This is a genomic window from Marinobacter sp. UBA3604 (genome assembly GCF_002375325.1).
Classification (GTDB): domain Bacteria; phylum Pseudomonadota; class Gammaproteobacteria; order Pseudomonadales; family Oleiphilaceae; genus Marinobacter; species Marinobacter salarius.
On the sequence record NZ_DFMB01000061.1, the window covers coordinates 168,812 to 186,748 of the forward strand.

The following is a 17,937-nucleotide window of genomic DNA, read 5'->3' on the forward strand; positions in this document are numbered from 1 at the left end:
CTCCCCTTACCGCATGCGGATGGAGAAGTTGGTTTCAGCCACCGCATCGCTGCTGAACCAGCGACAGGTAATGGTCTTGGTCTCGGTGTAGAACTTCACCGCCTGCTTGCCGTAGGCGTGCTGGTCACCGTAGAAGGAGCCTTTCCAGCCAGTGAAGGAGAAGAACGGCAGGGGCACCGGAATGGGCACGTTGATACCCACCTGACCCACTTCGATCTCATGCTGGTAGCGACGTGCTGCTCCACCGGAGCTGGTGAAGATGGAAGTACCGTTACCGTAAGGGCTGTCGTTGACCAGGTTGATGGCATCTTCCAGGGTGTCCACTTCCATGCAGGCCAGAACCGGGCCAAAGATCTCTTCCTTGTAAACATCCATCTCCGGCTTGACCCCGGCGAACAGCGTCGGCCCTACCCAGTTGCCGTCAGGCAGACCATCAACGGTGCAGTTGCGGCCATCCAGCAGCAGCTTGGCGCCTTCTTCCTCACCGCGGGTAATCAGCGATTCCACGCGCTGCTTCGCCTGCTTGCTGATAATCGGCCCATAGTTGGCTCCCTTGTCGTTCCAGGCACCGGGTCTGACCGCAGCCAGGGCTTCCTTCACTTCCGGAATCCACTCCTGGGCCTCGCCCACGAACACGGCCACGGAAATCGCCATGCAACGCTGGCCGGCAGCACCAACCGATGCGCCTACCAGAGCTTTGACCACCTGATTCTTGTCCGCGTCCGGCAGGATCACCATGTGGTTCTTGGCGCCGGCAAAACTCTGTACACGCTTCATGTTACGGGTGCCGGTTTCGTAGATGTAACGGCCCACCGGTACGGAGCCAACGAAGGACACAGCCTTGATGGCCGGATCGGTCAGCAGCACGTCTACCTGTTCTTTACCGCCGTGGACAACCTGCAACACACCCTTGGGGGCGCCTGCTTCTTCAAACAGCTCCGCCAGACGCATCGGGGTCAGCGGGTCCTGCTCGGACGGCTTGAGAATGAAGGTGTTACCGGAGGCAATGGCCATCGGGAACATCCACAGCGGGATCATGGCCGGGAAGTTGAACGGCGTGATACCGGCACAGACACCCAGCGGCTGGGTGTAGGAATATGTGTCGATCTCGCGGGCCACGTTCTCAACGGTTTCACCCATCATCAGTGAGGGGATGTTGGCTGCGTGTTCCACAACCTCGATACCACGCCATACGTCGCCTTTGGCATCCTCGAAGGTTTTGCCGGTTTCGCTGGACAGGATCTCGGCGATTTCATCATGGTGTTCTTTCAGCAGGGCCTGGTAACGCATCATCACCCGGGCGCGCTCGGAGACCGGGACCTCTTTCCAGGTCTTGAACACTTCGCCTGCGTTGTCGATAGCGCGACGCATCTCGGCGTCGGTGGTGCAGGGTGCACGGGCAATCACTTCATTGGTAGCTGGGTCAGTAACGTCAATCCACTGCTCAGTCTGGCTTTGGACGAACTCACCACCGATATAAAGGGGTACGTTTTTCATAGCAATATTCCCTGTCATTGTTGTAGGTCTTTGGGCCTGTGCCCTATGGTTGTCATCGATCCTAGCACAGCCTTCTGCCGCTTAATGATTGACTAAGTTTCGACCATGATGGACTATCTTTCGAATCCATCATGAAACAGGCGCCTACGATGACCAAAACATCACAGTGGCCCGTACCGCCGGACAGCATTCGTTATGTCATCCCTGACCCGGTCATACGCGGCCTGTCACGACACCCGCTGACCCGCGACCTGTACCCGCTCGCCTTCGGTCACTATCGCCGCGCCGCAGGCCACCACATGCACCGGGAGCACCACAATGACGATCTTTTGATCCATTGCACGGAGGGGGAAGCCTACCTGAATGTCGAAGACGAACCCTGCCTGATACGGGCGGGCGACCTGGTGCTGATACCGGCCGGCGCCGCCCACCGATACACCGCCGCACCGGAGAACCCATGGACAATTCATTGGGTGCACTATGCAGGCCCATTGGCGGAACACTTTCGGGAACACATGGGATTTACCGACGGCATCCGCGTTCAGCACATCGGTCGGCAACCCCGATTGCTGGTGGACTTCAACGGCCTGCTTTCGGTACGGCAGACCGGTTTCCGCACCCCCGGCCTGGTCCATGTGGCCAACCGGCTACGCCAGTTGCTGGCGGCCGTCCCCCTGAGCGTCGGCGAGGCCGGCCAGGCGCAGCAGCCAGACCTGGACATCATTCATAACTTCATGCGCGAGCATCTGGATGAGCGCATCACGCTCAATCAACTGGCGGACCTGACGGGGCTCTCACCCGCACACTTTGCCACCCGCTACCGGGCCCTGACCGGCGTCTCCCCGATCCAGCATTTCCTGCACCTGAAAGTGGAACAGGCCTGCCAGTTACTGGACACCACGGACCACTCCTTTACCCAGATCAGTAGCCTTCTGGGCTATGACGACAACTATTATTTTTCGCGACTGTTCAAGAAGGTCATGGGCCAGTCCCCCACCGACTACCGCCACACCCATCGTCATTAACCCTTGATGATATTCCTTTCATAAAAGGAACTTGCGGTTGAAAAACTGACTCACACCCGGAGTTACTGCGTATAGGTTTGAATATTTACCGACAAAGAAGGAACACGGACCATGGCGACTGCAAAAGGCTACGCAGCTGAATCAGCCGACTCAAAGCTGGCCCCCATCAGCTTCGAACGGCGCGAACCGCGCCCGGACGATGTCTCCATCGAGATTGACTACTGCGGGGTCTGCCACACCGATATCCACTTCGCCCAGAACGATTGGGGCGTCACGCAGTTTCCGGTAATTCCCGGCCACGAGATCATTGGCCGTGTCACTGCTGTTGGCTCCGACGTGACAGACTATAAGGTGGGCGATACGGTCGGCGTAGGCTGCATGGTGGATTCCTGCCGTAGCTGTTCCGCCTGCGAATCCGGCCTCGAACAGTATTGCCTGGAAGGCATGACCGCCACCTACAATGGCGAGGACCGTTATGACGGCTCCATCACCTACGGCGGTTATTCCGACCGGGTTGTGGTCAGCGAGCGCTTTGTGGTGAAAGTCCCGGAAAAGCTGGACCCAGCCTCCGCCGCCCCCATTCTCTGCGCAGGCATTACCACCTACTCCCCACTACGCCACTACGGCGTTCGACCTGGCGACAAAGTGGGCGTTATCGGCATGGGCGGCCTCGGCCATATGGGCGTGAAATTCGCCAAGGCCCTGGGCGCGGAGGTCACCATCTTCACTCGCTCCGAAAGCAAGGTGGCCGAGGCGAAGAAACAGGGCGCCGACCATGTTGTCGTCTCCACCGACGACAGCCAGATGGAAGCGGCCGCCGAATCCTTCGATTTCATGCTGGATACCGTGCCGGTACAGCATGACCTGAATCCGTACCTGAACTGCCTGACGTTCGACGGCACCCACATCCTCGTGGGCTTACTGGAACCGGTCGATCCGCCCCTGGAAGCCGGCGGCCTGGTATTCAAGCGCCGCGTGCTGGCAGGCTCTCTCATCGGCGGTATGCCCGAAACCCAGGAAGTGCTGGATTTCTGCGCCGATCACGGCATCACCTGTGACGTGGAAATGCTCGACATCAAAAACATCAACGAAGCCTACGAGCGCATGAAGAAAGGCGATGTGAAGTACCGTTTCGTGATCGACATGAAGACACTGAAAGCCGCATAACCAAACGGCCAGCCGCCAGCCACGCTCTGCCGGCGCTGGCGGCTGCGGCTGCTCCCTGTTAGCTTATGCACTAAGAAACGACACACAAAGCTTACTGATCGTAACGTCCCTGGGGGCGTACTCTGTGAAACTGCGAAAATCCGTCACCAGGGATGACTATGGGATTTACCGTTCACCTGCCGACTTTGCTGCTGCTTTCTGTCGCGATCAATCTATTGATCGGTGGGTTATTGTGGGCCATTTTCCGGCTGCGTTCCCGCCAGCATTGTTTCCGGTTGTGGGCACTGGCGTGTATGACCTTCGCGGTGGGTACCCTGTTCGCAGGTACACGCGCCTTTATCGATACGCCCTGGATCACCGTGTTCCTGGCTCACCTGTTTCTCGGCCTTTCCCCGTTGCTGGTATTGGCGGGCCTGCAGCGCTTCTCCGGCAGTGCATCGCGTAAAACCCGCCGCTCCCGCCATGCTCTGCGCTTATCCGCGGCCTGTTATCTGCTGATCCTGCTGCTCACCTTCCAAGGCGATCCGCTGAATGCCCGCCTGCTAACAGCCCTGTTCTCGGCCGCCATTTTCATTTTTGCGGTCTACACCCTGTCGAAACTGGATACCACACCGTCACTGCCCGTCAGGATTCTGAAAGTGCTGTTTACCATGCATGGGGTACTGATGATGTCCCAGGCACTGGTGATCGGCATGGACTGGCTTGGCCTGAACCAGGCCAATACCGGTTTCGTGCTGCAGTTAATCCTCGTCAACCATATTCTGCTGGCTACCGCGACGACCCTGGCACTGCCATTGCTGGCCTTTACCCATTCCGAACAGCGCCTGAGAGTGATGGCGGAGCGCGACGGCCTGACCGGGCTATACAACCGCCGCTCCCTGTTCCGGGAAGGCATCCGGGCCTTTGACCAGGCGACACAGTCCCAGACGCAGTTGGCCGTACTGATGTTGGACCTGGATCACTTCAAACAAGTCAACGACCGCTGGGGACATGCAGCCGGAGATGACGCCCTCCGCCTGGTCGCACGCACGCTGAAAAACGAACTCAGGGATGACGACATCATTGGCCGTGTCGGGGGAGAAGAGTTTGCGATGGTGCTTCGCATCACCGGTGATGACGACGTGCGCATCATCACCCGCCGTCTGCTGGACACCATCGCCACCAACGGCCAGGAAATAGACGGGTTGCCACTGTACATCTCCGCCAGCATAGGAGGTGTTGAAAAAGCCGGCCATCACAAAACCTTCGCAGATATGATGATCGAAGCCGACGCGGCGCTATACAATGCCAAGGACAAGGGCCGGAACCGGGCAGAATTCGGAAGACTGACGCCGGAGACAAGCGTTAGCTGAAACGGCCCGACAACAATAATTCGTTGGAGGCCATGTGACACCCCCATCCGTATACTCTCAAGCCAGCGGTCATGTGCTGACCATTGTTCTCGCCCGCCCGGAGAAACGAAACGCCGTCGACCGCGAAACTGCCAACGCCCTGCGCCAGGCGTTCACCGACTTTGAGGCTGATGACACCCTCAAGGTGGCTGTGCTCTGGGGCGAGGGTGGCAATTTTTGCGCCGGCGCCGATCTGGAAGCCGTCGGCGATCCGGAGCGCCGCAACGAGATCGAGCCAACCGGAACAGCCCACGGTCCAATGGGCCCTTCCCGCATGTCATTGTCGAAGCCGGTGATCGCTGCCGTATCCGGCTACGCCGTGGCCGGGGGACTGGAGCTGGCACTGATGTGTGACCTGCGAGTCGTAGAGGAATCCGCCACCTTCGGCGTGTTCTGCCGCCGCTGGGGGGTACCGCTGATCGATGGAGGCACCGTGCGCCTGCCACGCATTGTTGGCCACGGCAACGCCATGGATATGATTCTGACCGGTCGACCGGTCAATGCGGAAGAAGCCAAGGCGATGGGGCTTGCAAATCGGGTGGTGCCTGATGGACAGGCGCGATACGCAGCAGAAGCTCTTGCCGCCGACATTGCAGCGTTCCCGCAGAAGTGCCTGCGCGCCGACCGACACTCCGCCATTCACCAGTGGGACCTGGAACTGTCCGAAGCCTTGGCGGCGGAAGGCGCTGGCGGCTATCCTGTGGTGTTCGAGGAAGCCATCGAGGGCGCCGGCCGGTTTTCCGCTGGTGCCGGACGCCATGGTGTTTTCCGCGATGGTGTTTTCTATAGTCCCGACGAACCCGGCGAGCCATCATGAGACTGGTCTGCATATCCGACACCCACAGCATGCACCGCCAGGTGGTGGTGCCCGATGGCGACGTGCTGATCCACGCCGGCGACTGCCTGGGAGTGGGCACCCTTGAGGAACTCGAGGACCTGGACAACTGGTTTTCCGAACAGCCCCACCGCCACAAGATCCTGATTGCCGGCAACCACGACTGGTGCCTGCAGGATGAGCCTGCGGACGCCGAAGCACTGATCAGGAACGCCGTTTACCTTCGGGACAGAAGTATCGACATCGAAGGACTGAAATTCTGGGGCAGCCCCTGGACACCGATCTTTTTCGACTGGGCATTCAACCTCGAGCGTGGAGCGCCCATTGCGGAGCGCTGGGCACAGATACCGTCAGACACTGACGTTCTTATCACCCATGGTCCGCCAGCAGGCATCCTCGATAAGGTGAACGAGTCACTGGCGGTAGGCTGTAGCGATCTGGCCAGGGAGCTGGAACGGCTTACGCTCAAACTCCACATCTTCGGGCATATCCACGAAAGCTATGGCCAGCAAATGCTGAATGACTGCCTGCATGTCAACGCCAGCACCTGCACCGGCCAGTTCAAGCCGCTGAACCCACCGATTGTCGTGGATATCTGACGCCCAGCCATGCCCCTCGCATCAGACCAGCAGACTCACATTCCCGGCACCGCGGACCTGGACAATCCGCTGTACTATCTTGAGAACTTCGAGACAGTGGTGCGCTGGGTCCGGCGTTTTCACAGCGATCTGCTGACCGCCGATGAAATCGGAAAGGTAGATGGCCTGCTGAGCTTGGATCAGCCGGCAAGGGCACTGCTGGCTCGTATGGTCATGCGCACCGGCGACCTGTTCCGGGTGGAGAAGTTCAACTACCCGGAGATCGGTGTACCGGTGAATGACGCCGTGAGCGCGCTCGCCACCAAAGGCTGGATTGAGGACAATCCGAGCGTTCCCCTTGCCGAGCTGTTTCGCCTGTTCACGCTCGGCGAGCTTCGCACTGCCCTCGCTAACCAGATCTCAGCGGCCGGCCTGCCAGCGACGGCCGCCAAGGGTCTTCTGAAAGACACCCTGATTCCACTGCATCCCGACATCGCTCCTGTGGACCTCTGGCTACCAGACGTCTCCACACAGGTAATCCGCCTGAACCACATGGCCCTGTTTGACCGACTGCGGCTGATGTTTTTCGGCAACCTGCGCCAGAGCTGGTCCGATTTCGTACTGGTGGAGCTGGGCCACCAGCAGTATGAACAGGTACCGCTTTCTGCCGAGTCCCGGGCTTTTGACGAACGTGACGACGTGGATCGTTATCTGGTGATGCACCACTGCCGGGAACGCCTGGATCAGGGCGAGGCGCCAGAAACGGTATGGCAGGACATCCCCACGGCCGATGAGAATGCCTGGTTGGAAAGCCGGCGCGGCCGCTTGCTGTTCGAACTGGGCAAGCTGGCGGAGCGCGGCGGTAACACCGAGCTGGCGTTGAAGGCCTATCGCCTCAGTGGGCACCGCGAATCACGGCTGCGCCAGCTACGCCTTCTGGAACGGCTGAAGCAACACCACGAGGCCTGGAAGATTGCCCAGGCCGCCACCGACGAACCCAGGTTTGGCGCCGAGGAACGCGGACTCGAACGCATCCTGACGCGGTTGGCGAAGAAACTGGGAGAGGCGCTACCCCAGCAAAGCGAACGCCCGCAACTGACGGCGTTCACCCTGGAACTGGACAATCCGGACGGCCAATCGGTGGAGTGGGCGGCCATGCAACACCTGAGCGAACCCGACACCCCCGTTGCCTATGTGGAAAACACCCTCATCAATGGCCTGTTTGGCCTGCTCTGCTGGCCCGCCCTGTTCGAACCATTGCCCGGCGCATTCTTCCATCCCTTTCACACCGGGCCGGTGGACCTGTACCGGGAGGATTTTGTAGAACGTCGTCAGGCACTGTTTGACGACTGCCTCGGCACGCTGGCCTCTGACAATTACAAAACCCGAATCCGCGATACCTGGCAGGAAAAACAGGGCATCGCGTCGCCGTTTGTGATCTGGCCAATACTCTCGGAGGAATTGCTTGAAATGGCGCTGACGTGCATCCCGGCCCAACACCTGGAGCGGATGTTCCGGCGCCTGCTGGGCAACCTGCGCGAACACCGCAGCGGCTTTCCTGACCTGATCCGCTTTCGGCCCGACCACAACGACCCAAACCGGCGCTATGAAATGATCGAGGTCAAAGGCCCTGGCGACCGCCTGCAGGATCATCAGACCCGATGGCTTGAGTTCTGCGTTGACCACGGCATTCCCGTCTCCGTCTGCTATGTGCGCTGGACCGACCGATGACCGACCTCAACGTCGCGGTACGAACGCTGTGTGAATTCGCCGCCCGCAAGGGCGATCTGGACCTGCGCTACACCCCGGCGCCCACGTCGGAAGAAGGCATTGCCGGCCACGGTGCGGTGCAGGCCCGTCGCGGGCCGAGGTATCAAAGCGAAGTGGCGCTGGCCGGCCAATGCGGCAAACTGATGGTCAGCGGGCGGGCCGACGGTTATGACCCGATCGCCGGCCGCCTGGAGGAAATCAAGACCCACCGCGGTGACCTGTCCCGGGTACGGGAAGCCCAGCGCAATCTACACCGTGCACAATTGCGGGCCTATGGAGCACTACTGTGCCGACAGGAAAAGTTGAGCCAGATCGATCTCGCCCTGATCTACTACGATGTCGGCAAGGACAAGGAAACCCCCATCACCGAAACCGCCCTCGCAGAGGAACTGTGGCAGGAGCTGGAACAGCTCTGTGAACACTACAGCGATTGGGCTGAACAGGAAGCCAATCACCGGCATGAAAGGGATCTGGCGCTAAAAAACCTGGCCTTTCCCTTCCCGGACTTCCGACCTCAGCAGCGCGCCCTGGCGGAAACCGTCTACAGGAACAGCGTCCGTCAACAGACATTGTTGCTGGAAGCACCCACCGGCCTAGGCAAGACGCTTGGCACCCTTTTCCCGGCCCTGATGGCGATGCCCACGGCCAGACAGGACCGCCTGTTCTACCTGACCAGCCGCAATACCGCCCGGCAACTGGCCGTCGATGCCGTTCACCTGTTGCGGGAAAAGCAACCCGGCCCGTTGCCCCTGCGAACCCTGGAACTGGTGGCCAAGGATCATGCCTGCGAGCACCCGGACAAGGCGTGCCATGGGGACGCCTGCCCGCTGGCGAAGGGCTTCTTCGACCGGTTGCCGGCGGCCCGTAAGGACGCCGCCAATCACAGCGGCGCCCTGACCCAGATGGTACTGGCGGACATTGCCCGCCAGCACGGTATCTGCCCCTATTTTCTGGCGCAGGAAATGGCCCGCTGGTGCGATGTGGTGGTGGCCGATGTAAACCGGATGTTCGACCAGTCCGCCCTGCTCCATGCCCTGGTTCGGCAGAACGACTGGAAAGCCAGCCTGCTGGTCGACGAGGCTCACAACCTGGTGGACCGCGCCCGCGGCATGTACTCCGTGGAGCTGAGCCAGGCACATCTGCTGCGGGTTCGGAAACAGTCGCCCAAGGCTTTGAAATCAAAACTCGATGGCGTGTCTCGGGCGTGGCAATCGGTGATCCGCGACCATTGCCCCGACATCAGCCGTGAGCCGGTGATACTGGACAATCTTCCGGGTTCACTGACCGGCGCTCTGAATCGACTGGTCTCCGCCATTACCGACTACCTGGCGGACCATCCGCCGGACCTTGTCCTGCAGGAACTGTTGTTCGAAAGCCTGGCCTTCACCAAACTGGCGGAGGTGTTTGGCGATCATTCCCTGTGCGAGCTGATCAGGCCGGCGAGGGGAAAGGCCAGACTCACCATCCAGAACCTGATCCCGGCGGACTTCCTGGCCCCGCGCTTCGAAGCCGCCGACAGCACGCTGATGTTTTCCGCGACCCTGTCGCCTGGTGTCTATTACCGGGACCTGCTGGGCATGCCGGAGGACACCTGCTTCCGCTCCCTGCCGGGCCCCTTTACCCGCGACCAGCTTGAGGTGAATTTCACCCCGGACATCAGCACCCGGCGGCCGGACCGGGAACGCTCGCTGACGCCCATCGCGGAACTGATCCACCGGCAATACCAGCAGCGGCCCGGCAACTACCTGGCGTTTTTCAGCAGCTTTTCCTATCTCAACCGGGTACAAGAGACTCTTCTGCAACAGGCGCCCGACCTGCCGCTTCGAGCCCAGCGCCCCGGCATGTCCGCAGAGGAGCGCACGGCGTTTCTCAAGGCCTTCCATGAGGACAATACCGGCGTCGCCCTGGCCGTACTCGGGGGCGTGTTCAGTGAGGGCATCGACCTGCCCGGCGACCGCCTCATCGGCGCTTTCGTGGCAACGCTCGGCCTGCCGCCCTTCGACAATTGGCATGAAATCCTGCGCCAGCGGCTCGAGCAACGCTTCGGTGCCGGCCACGCCTATACCTACCTGATTCCCGGCCTGCAGAAAGTCGCCCAGGCCGCCGGCCGGGTTATCCGAACGCCGGAGGACACCGGCGTGATCTGGCTGATCGATGACCGCTTCCTGCAACCGCAGATCCGCAACCTGCTGCCAGCCTGGTGGGCCTAGGTCGGTTCCACGGCAGGCTTCCCCTGGCACATCATCAAGCCAATGGTCAGCAGGCAAAAGGCGGCGCCAGCGTAAAACGTAAGCGCGGGGCCAGCCCAGGTCCATAGCAGTCCCGCAACCGCACTGGCCAGAAACAGGGCAACACCGCCAACCAGATTGAAAAAGCCAAACGCTGTGCCTCGCAGCGCTTTCGGTGCAGTGTGAGCAACCATCGTCGCGAGCAGCCCCTGTGTCATCCCCATGTGCAGACCCCAGATAACAGAGCCGACAAGCGTCCAAAGCCAGTGGTTACCCAGTGCCAACACCAGGTCCGCTACGAACAATACCACCAGCCCCATGATCAGTAGCTGGCGATGGTCCATGCGGTCAGAAAGTTTGCCAAACGGGTAAGCCGACAAAGAATAGGCAATGTTCATGACCACCAGAACGACGGGCAGCCAGGCAACGTCCAGGCCACCGTCTTCCGCCCGCAACAGCAGGAAGGCCTCGCTGAACCGCGCCAGGGTAAACACGGCACCAATTGCCACCACCGCCCAGTAGGCACGGCTCAGCTGCTTCAGGCTCGCACGGCTTATGGGATTGGTACGCCTTTCGGTGATGGGCTTTTCCGGTTCGCGAATACCAACCACCAACAACAACACTGCCAACGCGGCGGGTATCACTGCCACCCAGAACACCGCCTGATAGTCGTTTTGCCAAAGCAGCATCAGGCCGATCGCCAGCAGGGGGCCGAGAAACGCCCCCACAGTGTCCAGGGATTGACGCAGGCCATAGGCCGCCCCTCGTATTTCAGGGGGTGCGAGATCGGCCACCAAGGCGTCTCGAGGCGCACCCCTGATCCCCTTTCCCACACGATCAGTAAGCCGGGCCGCCAGAATCCATCCCAGCCCTGGTGCGAGGGCAAATACTGGCTTGGTCAGTGCGCCCAGACCATACCCTATAACAGCCAACCCCTTGCGCTTACCGAGGTAGTCACTCAGCGCGCCCGAGAACACCTTGATGATAGGCGCTGTCGCTTCCGCCGCGCCTTCGATCAGCCCCACCATCAGAGCACTGGCGCCGAGAACGGAAACCAGATAGATCGGCAACAGACTGTGAATAATCTCCGATGAAATATCCATCAGCAGGCTGACAAAGCCGAGGATCCAGATGCCCGTGGGTAGCTGGCGTTTGGCAAGCGTGGATGTCGTCACATATGTTCCTTGATGATGCGAAGAAGCCTTTTCGAAAGCGGATAATTGTGCCTCAAATGCAAATGGATATCGATATCATTAATGACTGATTCATAAAACCAACATCCCCTCGTCACAGTCCTTTCCCAGACTGGAACAGGCGGCGCCGATCGCCCCCGACAACTTCAATGACCAATCAGGGAAAGAACCATGACGATAAAACAGTGTGCATTTGCTACCGCCATTGCCAGTGCCATCGCCACCTATGCCGGGCCGGTGGCCAGTGCGGAACCAGGCAACCCCGGCTTGCCGGATATGGCCTGTGGTAATCCCGCAAGCCTGATCTCCGACATTCAGGGCGCCGGTGACGTCAGCCCGCTTGACGATGAAAATCTGGTTGTGGAGGCCATCGTAACCGCCGCGTTCAACGGCGATGACGGTCTGGGTGGTTTTTACATTGAAGCCGCGGCGGACCAGCGCGATAGCAACCCCAGCACGTCAGAAGGTCTGTTTGTCTATGCGCCGGGCGAGAGCGTCACGGTCGGCCAGCGTCTGAGGATCGCCGGCGAGGTCACCGAATTCGGCAACCTGACCGAACTCACCAATGTGACGAACCTTGCCGACTGTGGCACGGCGCCACTTCCAGCCCCCATCAACATCACACTGCCCTGGGCCTCCGCCAATGCCCCGGAAGCCTTTGAGTCCATGCGCGTCCGCTTCAACGAGCCGCTAACCGTCAACGACAACTACGACCTGGGCCGTTTTGGCAGCCTGACCCTGGGAAGTGGCCGGCACTTCATTCCAACCAGCGTCGCAGAGCCTGGGGAAGACGCCGCGACTGTCGAAGAGCTCAATGCCCTGGACCGGCTGATCCTGGATGACGGCAGCAATCGCCAGAACCCGGCAATGGTGCCCTATCCATCACCAGAACTGAGTGCAACCGCCACCGTTCGCGCCGGTGACACCGTGAACGACCTGATCGGGGTGCTCGACTATCGGTTTTCCGAGTGGCGCCTGCAGCCGCTGTCAGCTCCCAGCTTCGCACAGAGCAACCCGCGCACATCCAGCCCCGAACTGGAAGCCAGCGGCAACCTCGTGGTCGCCTCCTTCAACGTACTGAACTATTTCAATGGTGACGGCATGGGCGGTGGCTTCCCCACCGCACGCGGCGCCGATGATGCTGAAGAGCTGAGCCGTCAGACAGCCAAGCTGGTTAGTGCCATCAACGCGCTGAACGCCGACATCGTGGGCGTGATGGAAATTGAAAACGACGGCTACGGCGACAACAGCGCGATTGCGCAACTGGCAGACAGCCTCGGCGGCAACTGGTCCTACGTTGACCCGGGCCTGCCAAAGCTGGGCGGAGACGCCATCGCGGTGGGCTTCCTCTACAACGCCGACCGGGTGGAAACCGTTGGTGACGCAGCAACACTCGCCACCGCGCCGTTTGACGATCTGAACCGCCAGCCGCTGGCCCAGACTTTCCGCGCTACCGACAGCAACGATGCGGTGGTCATTGCCGTTAACCACTTCAAGTCCAAGGGCTGTGGCAGCGCCGACGGTGCCAACGCTGATCAGGGTGACGGACAGGGGTGCTGGAACCCGGCTCGCACCCAGGCCTCAAACGCACTGGTAAGCTGGCTGGCCTCAGACCCCACCGGTACTGGCGAGGAAGACGTACTGATCATCGGTGACCTGAATGCCTACGCCAAAGAAGACCCGATCCGCGCACTCGCCAACAACGGCTATACCGATCTGGTCGCTCAGGCGGATGGGGAAAGCGCATATTCCTACGTGTTCTTCGGCCAGGCCGGTTACCTCGACCACAGCCTTGCCAACACCTCACTGGCGCCGAAAGTGGCCGACACCGCGGTGTGGCACATTAACGCGGATGAGCCCCGAGCCCTCGACTACAACACCGACTTCAAGTCGCCGGAACAGCAGGCCAGCTTCTACGCCCCAGACAGTTATCGCGCCTCCGATCATGACCCGGTGATTATCGCCCTGAACATGGACTCCGCTTCGTTGTTCGACCGAGCCGACCTTAACGGCGATGGCCGCATCAACGGCCGCGACGTTGCCCGGTTCATCCTGGCACGCTTGTTCGGCAAGGCCTCCGTTGAGCACTATGACGTCAACATGGATGGGCAGGTTAACTTTCAGGATTTGAAGGCCATTCTGGAAGCAGCTCGCACGCGCTGACAACGAGCTGTACCCGTTAACGCCCGCCTCCGAGCGGGCGTTTCTTATTTCGGCAACAAAAGCATCACATCACTGACATCCGGGAAGCGGAACATGCGGGGGATAAATCAAACACAGGAGCAAGGAAATGATCCGTAAGTCAGCCTGGGTAGTACTCCCTCTCGTCGCACTGGTCGGTTGTGACAGCGACGATGACGACAACAGCAGCAACGATAACACCGCCAGCCCGCTGAGCCTGAACGTTCTCCACATCAACGATCACCACTCACACCTTGAAAGCGGCTCGCAGTCCCTGACCATCGCCGGGCAGGAAACCGAGTTCTCCGCCGGGGGCTTCCCCCGAGTTGCCGCCAAGATCGCCGAGCGTGAGATGGCCCTGGATAATGTGCTGAAACTGCACGCCGGCGATGCCATCACCGGCACTTTGTACTTCACCTCCTACGAAGGTGAAGCCGATGCCGAGCTGATGAACCTGGTGTGTTTCGACGCCTTTGCGCTGGGCAACCACGAGTTCGACCGTGGCGATGAAGGCCTGAAGAAGTTCCTGGATTTCCTCGCCAGCGGCAGTTGCCAGACGCCGGTTCTGGCAGCCAACGTAGTGCCCCAGGTTGGCACTCCCCTGGCCCCGACCGCTGTTGACGATTACATCAAACCCTATGTGGTGAAGGAGGTCGCCGGCCAGAAAGTGGGTATTGTCGGCATCGACATCGCCAACAAGACCCGGAACAGCTCCAGCCCGCTGGACACCACACAATTCCTGGACGAAACCGAGAGCGCCCAGGAAGCCATTAACGAATTGGAGGCCGATGGCGTCAACAAGATCATCCTGCTAACTCACTACCAGTACGAAAATGATCTGGTACTGGCCGGAGCCCTGTCCGGTGTGGACGTGATCATTGGCGGCGATTCCCACTCCCTGCTGGGTGACTTCGACGACTTCGGCCTGACGTCCTCCGGAGCCTATCCCACCGAGTTGACCAACGCCGACGGTGACAAGGTTTGTGTCGCGCAGGCCTGGCAGTATTCCCAGGTGGTGGGTGAACTCAATGTTCAATGGAACGCAGACGGCGTGGTGGAATCCTGTGTCGGTGTGCCTCACCTGCTATTGGGCGACGACATTGTCCGTGAAGACGGCGGTGGTAACGAATACACACCCGAAGGTGCGGAATTGCAGGCGATCATGGACGCCGTCGAATCTGCTCCGCAGTTGAGCATCGTCACCGAAGACGCCACCGTGGCAAACGCCCTGGCCAATTACACCCAGCAACTGGACACCTTCCGCAATGAGGTGGTGGGTACCGCAACCGAAGACCTCTGCCTGGAGCGCATTCCCGGCCAGGGCACCAGCAGCCTGCCCAGCTGCGCAGGCACGACAGGAGCGCGCGGAGGTGACATCCCCAATGTGGTGGCCCAGGCTTTCCTGTTCCAGAGCAAGAATGCCGATGTGTCGATCCAGAACGCCGGCGGAGTGCGCACCGACATTGAGGCCGGTGACATCACCATTGGCGACAGCTACACGCTGTTGCCGTTTGCCAATACCCTGGTCGATCTGACCATGACAGGCGCCGAAATCCGCCAGGTGCTGAACGAAGCTGTCGCCTTTGCCCATGCGCCCGATGGCTCCACCGGTGCCTACCCTTACGCCGCCGGCTTACGCTGGAACGTGGACATGAACCGCGCCGAGGGTGACCAACTGTACAACATCGAAGTGAAAGGCCGCGACGAGACCCAATGGCGCGCCCTCACCGATGGTGAAACCCTGAACGTGGTCACCAACAGTTTCACCGGTGGCGGACGGGACGGTTATGTGACCTTCGGCACCGTCACCGACGACGGCCGCTCGGAGGACACCTTCCTCGACTACGCCCAGTCCTTCGTGGACTACGTCAGCGAGCAGGGCACCATCAGCAAACCCGCGATGGATGACTACTCGACCCAGTCCTACACGCCACCAGCACCGTAACGGCAACCATCCCCTGGCCCGCTTCATAGCGGGCCGGTTTTTGTTATGCTGCCGGATAGTTCAAACCCGGAGCATTCAATGTCGCAGAATTCCAGCGCCCAATTCCCTGTCTATTCCCTTCTTGAGCTGGCCTCCGTTCGCGAAGGCGATTCCGTGGGGCAGACCCTGGCCAACAGCGTGGCCTACGCCCGCCATGCGGAAAGCCTGGGCTTTAACCGCTTCTGGCTGGCCGAGCATCACAACATGGAAGGCATCAGCAGTTCCGCAACGGCCGTACTGGTCGGGCACATTGCCGGTGCTACCGGCACTCTCCGGGTAGGGTCCGGGGGTATCATGCTGCCCAACCATCCGCCGCTGGTAATCGCCGAGCAGTTCGGCACCCTGGAAAGCCTCTATCCCGGCCGAATTGACCTTGGCCTGGGCCGAGCTCCGGGCACCGACCCCATAACCAGCCGGGCGCTGCGCCGGGACGGCCTCGGGGCAGAACAGTTCCCCGAGGATGTCGCGCGTCTGCAGTCTTTGCTGGGGCCACTCCAGCCGGGGCAGCCGGTCAAGGCCATTCCCGGCGCCGGCACCAATGTGCCCATCTGGCTGCTGGGTTCCAGCCTTTACAGCGCTCAGCTTGCCGCGATGCGGGGGCTACCCTACGCCTTTGCCGGCCACTTCGCGCCCCGGCTTTACCGCGAGGCGATCCAGACTTACCGGGACAACTTCCAGCCTTCGGATCAACTGGACAAACCCTATGTGATTCTGGCCGTTCCGGCCGTGCCAGCGGACACCGACGAGGAGGCCCAGTTCCTGGCTACCACCAGTTACCAGCGCATTCTTTCCCTGTTCCGAGGACAACCACTGTGGATGCGCCCCCCGGTCAAGTCCATGGAAGGTTTATGGAACAGCGGTGAGCAGGCAGGCGTGAAGGACTTCCTGTCGCTGCAGTTGCTGGGCAGTGAGGACACTCTCCGGGAGCAGCTAGATCGGTTATTGCAGACTGTGGACGTGGACGAACTGATGTTTACCGTGGATCTGTACGACCCCGAGAAACGGCGGCACGCGCTGGATATCCTGGCCGCCACCCGACACTGACCTCTTACCGGAGACAACCATGGCCACGCCCGAATTTCATGTTTTCCTGTCCCACGGCCTGGAAAGTGGCCCTGGAGGCACCAAAGTACAGGCGCTGAAAGCCGAAGCGGAAACCTTTCCCGGTGTAACCGCGATTGCCGTGGATCATCGCAGCACGAAAGATCCCGCCGAACGCCTCACACAGATGAGAGAAGCCATCACCGAGGCGGGTGCCGCCCCGGAAAGAACCATCCTGGCCGGGTCCAGCATGGGAGGCTGGGTGTGTGCTCGCACCAGTGCAGAAACACCGGTACTGGGGTGCTTCCTTCTGGCGCCGGCTTTGGCGATGTCGGCCTATCCGCAATCCAGCCCCCGGATTCAGGCCCGGCACACCCAGATCATTCACGGCTGGGACGACGATGTGGTGCTGCCGATGCCGGTGATTGAGCTGGCACGGGAGCAGAAGTTGCCGTTGCTGGCACTTCCGGACGGACACCGCCTGGAAAACAGCCTGGCGCGGCTGGTGATCGAATTCAGGGGCTTCATGACCGACTGTCTGTCTGACGCCTGACGACCGGCGCCTTATTTCATCCGTGAGGCTTCGAACACTGCCAACTCTTCGCCGGCTTCACCCAACAACCGAAGCTCGATGCCTTCGAGATTGACACCAACGGTCTTCGCCAGGGCCGCGAACAGCAACTGTTCCGTCTGATTATCCGGGCAGGCCCTGCGAGTGCTGCTCATGGAATCAAACAGCAGGTTCTCACCCGTGACCTGATAGTTACCCATGTATTGATTGCAGCCACTGAAGCCACTTACCCGGCCGTCGTCCAGAAACAGAATGTGGGGTTTCTGGTCGGCGTTGGTTTCTGACACCGGTTCACCCCCGATGCTCAACAGCTGCCAATAGGTGTTGGTCAACGGCATCGCCACGATGTCATCGGCTGAACGGCTGGTAGCAGGTGACCCGACGCAACCGGCCAGGAAAAGCAGAGCAAACAGAATTGCCACATGCCCGGGTACCGACACGACTCCTCTCATGTGCTTTCTCCCTATAAGGGTTAA

14 protein-coding genes are annotated in these 17,937 nt (G+C 60.4%); 11 read left to right on the forward strand and 3 right to left on the reverse strand.

Annotated elements, in window-relative coordinates; translation table 11 throughout:
• Positions 1-6: 6 nt before the first annotated feature.
• Positions 7-1,497 (reverse strand): CoA-acylating methylmalonate-semialdehyde dehydrogenase, encoded by a 1,491-nt coding sequence (locus B2590_RS17565; RefSeq protein WP_075195413.1) that lies wholly within the window; start codon positions 1,495-1,497, stop codon positions 7-9.
• Between the two features lie 149 nt (positions 1,498-1,646).
• Here B2590_RS17565 and B2590_RS17570 point away from each other — a divergent pair, with 149 nt between their 5' ends.
• From B2590_RS17570 to B2590_RS17600, 7 genes are all read left to right on the forward strand, one after another.
• Positions 1,647-2,522: an AraC family transcriptional regulator gene (locus B2590_RS17570; protein WP_041333627.1), complete on the forward strand. Its 876-nt coding sequence runs from the start codon at positions 1,647-1,649 to the stop codon at positions 2,520-2,522.
• Positions 2,523-2,633: 111 nt separating this feature from the next.
• Complete coding sequence (locus tag B2590_RS17575) at positions 2,634-3,689, forward strand: NAD(P)-dependent alcohol dehydrogenase (protein WP_075195414.1); 1,056 nt, start codon at positions 2,634-2,636, stop codon at positions 3,687-3,689.
• A 158-nt stretch (positions 3,690-3,847) separates the two neighbouring features.
• Positions 3,848-5,041: a GGDEF domain-containing protein gene (locus B2590_RS17580; protein WP_075195415.1), complete on the forward strand. Its 1,194-nt coding sequence runs from the start codon at positions 3,848-3,850 to the stop codon at positions 5,039-5,041.
• A gap of 34 nt (positions 5,042-5,075) precedes the next feature.
• The gene (locus B2590_RS17585; RefSeq protein ID WP_286810070.1) at positions 5,076-5,897 is read left to right on the forward strand and encodes a crotonase/enoyl-CoA hydratase family protein; all 822 of its coding nucleotides are present in this window, start codon (positions 5,076-5,078) and stop codon (positions 5,895-5,897) included.
• The gene (locus B2590_RS17590) at positions 5,894-6,514 is read left to right on the forward strand and encodes a metallophosphatase domain-containing protein (RefSeq protein ID WP_041333624.1); all 621 of its coding nucleotides are present in this window, start codon (positions 5,894-5,896) and stop codon (positions 6,512-6,514) included. The genes B2590_RS17585 and B2590_RS17590 overlap by 4 nt, the downstream gene beginning before the upstream one ends.
• A gap of 9 nt (positions 6,515-6,523) precedes the next feature.
• The gene (locus B2590_RS17595) at positions 6,524-8,224 is read left to right on the forward strand and encodes a VRR-NUC domain-containing protein (protein WP_041333623.1); all 1,701 of its coding nucleotides are present in this window, start codon (positions 6,524-6,526) and stop codon (positions 8,222-8,224) included.
• Positions 8,221-10,473: an ATP-dependent DNA helicase gene (locus tag B2590_RS17600; RefSeq protein ID WP_127402305.1), complete on the forward strand. Its 2,253-nt coding sequence runs from the start codon at positions 8,221-8,223 to the stop codon at positions 10,471-10,473. Before B2590_RS17595 ends, B2590_RS17600 begins: the two co-directional genes overlap by 4 nt.
• On the opposite strand, the gene B2590_RS17605 is transcribed toward B2590_RS17600, so the two are convergent.
• Entirely contained in the window at positions 10,470-11,666 is a 1,197-nt protein-coding gene (locus B2590_RS17605) for an MFS transporter (protein ID WP_127402306.1), read from the reverse strand. The two genes, B2590_RS17600 and B2590_RS17605, sit on opposite strands and share 4 nt — an antisense overlap.
• Positions 11,667-11,855: 189 nt before the next feature.
• On the opposite strand from B2590_RS17605, the gene B2590_RS17610 reads away from it, so the two are divergent.
• The 4 genes from B2590_RS17610 to B2590_RS17625 all read left to right on the forward strand — a co-directional run bounded on the left by B2590_RS17610 (position 11,856) and on the right by B2590_RS17625 (position 17,443).
• Positions 11,856-13,847 (forward strand): ExeM/NucH family extracellular endonuclease, encoded by a 1,992-nt coding sequence (locus tag B2590_RS17610; protein WP_127402307.1) that lies wholly within the window; start codon positions 11,856-11,858, stop codon positions 13,845-13,847.
• 127 nt (positions 13,848-13,974) lie between these two features.
• Complete coding sequence (gene nadN, locus B2590_RS17615; RefSeq protein WP_127402308.1) at positions 13,975-15,810, forward strand: NAD nucleotidase; 1,836 nt, start codon at positions 13,975-13,977, stop codon at positions 15,808-15,810.
• A 78-nt stretch (positions 15,811-15,888) separates the two neighbouring features.
• Entirely contained in the window at positions 15,889-16,893 is a 1,005-nt protein-coding gene (locus tag B2590_RS17620) for an LLM class flavin-dependent oxidoreductase (RefSeq protein WP_286810071.1), read from the forward strand.
• Positions 16,894-16,912: 19 nt separating this feature from the next.
• The gene (locus B2590_RS17625) at positions 16,913-17,443 is read left to right on the forward strand and encodes an alpha/beta fold hydrolase (RefSeq protein WP_127402310.1); all 531 of its coding nucleotides are present in this window, start codon (positions 16,913-16,915) and stop codon (positions 17,441-17,443) included.
• An 11-nt stretch (positions 17,444-17,454) separates the two neighbouring features.
• On the opposite strand, the gene B2590_RS17630 is transcribed toward B2590_RS17625, so the two are convergent.
• Positions 17,455-17,913, reverse strand: a complete 459-nt coding sequence (locus B2590_RS17630) for an META domain-containing protein (protein ID WP_075195423.1) — start codon at positions 17,911-17,913, stop codon at positions 17,455-17,457.
• Positions 17,914-17,937: the final 24 nt, after the last annotated feature.

Coding starts and splice junctions, on each gene's coding strand:
- B2590_RS17595 (WP_041333623.1), top strand. CDS start 6,524: ATGCCCCTCGCATCAGACCAGCAGACTCACATTCCCGGCACCGCGGAC.
- B2590_RS17630 (WP_075195423.1), bottom strand. CDS start 17,913: ATGAGAGGAGTCGTGTCGGTACCCGGGCATGTGGCAATTCTGTTTGCT.
- B2590_RS17580 (WP_075195415.1), top strand. CDS start 3,848: ATGGGATTTACCGTTCACCTGCCGACTTTGCTGCTGCTTTCTGTCGCG.
- B2590_RS17565 (WP_075195413.1), bottom strand. CDS start 1,497: ATGAAAAACGTACCCCTTTATATCGGTGGTGAGTTCGTCCAAAGCCAG.
- B2590_RS17610 (WP_127402307.1), top strand. CDS start 11,856: ATGACGATAAAACAGTGTGCATTTGCTACCGCCATTGCCAGTGCCATC.
- B2590_RS17620 (WP_286810071.1), top strand. CDS start 15,889: ATGTCGCAGAATTCCAGCGCCCAATTCCCTGTCTATTCCCTTCTTGAG.
- nadN (WP_127402308.1), top strand. CDS start 13,975: ATGATCCGTAAGTCAGCCTGGGTAGTACTCCCTCTCGTCGCACTGGTC.
- B2590_RS17590 (WP_041333624.1), top strand. CDS start 5,894: ATGAGACTGGTCTGCATATCCGACACCCACAGCATGCACCGCCAGGTG.
- B2590_RS17575 (WP_075195414.1), top strand. CDS start 2,634: ATGGCGACTGCAAAAGGCTACGCAGCTGAATCAGCCGACTCAAAGCTG.
- B2590_RS17625 (WP_127402310.1), top strand. CDS start 16,913: ATGGCCACGCCCGAATTTCATGTTTTCCTGTCCCACGGCCTGGAAAGT.
- B2590_RS17570 (WP_041333627.1), top strand. CDS start 1,647: ATGACCAAAACATCACAGTGGCCCGTACCGCCGGACAGCATTCGTTAT.
- B2590_RS17600 (WP_127402305.1), top strand. CDS start 8,221: ATGACCGACCTCAACGTCGCGGTACGAACGCTGTGTGAATTCGCCGCC.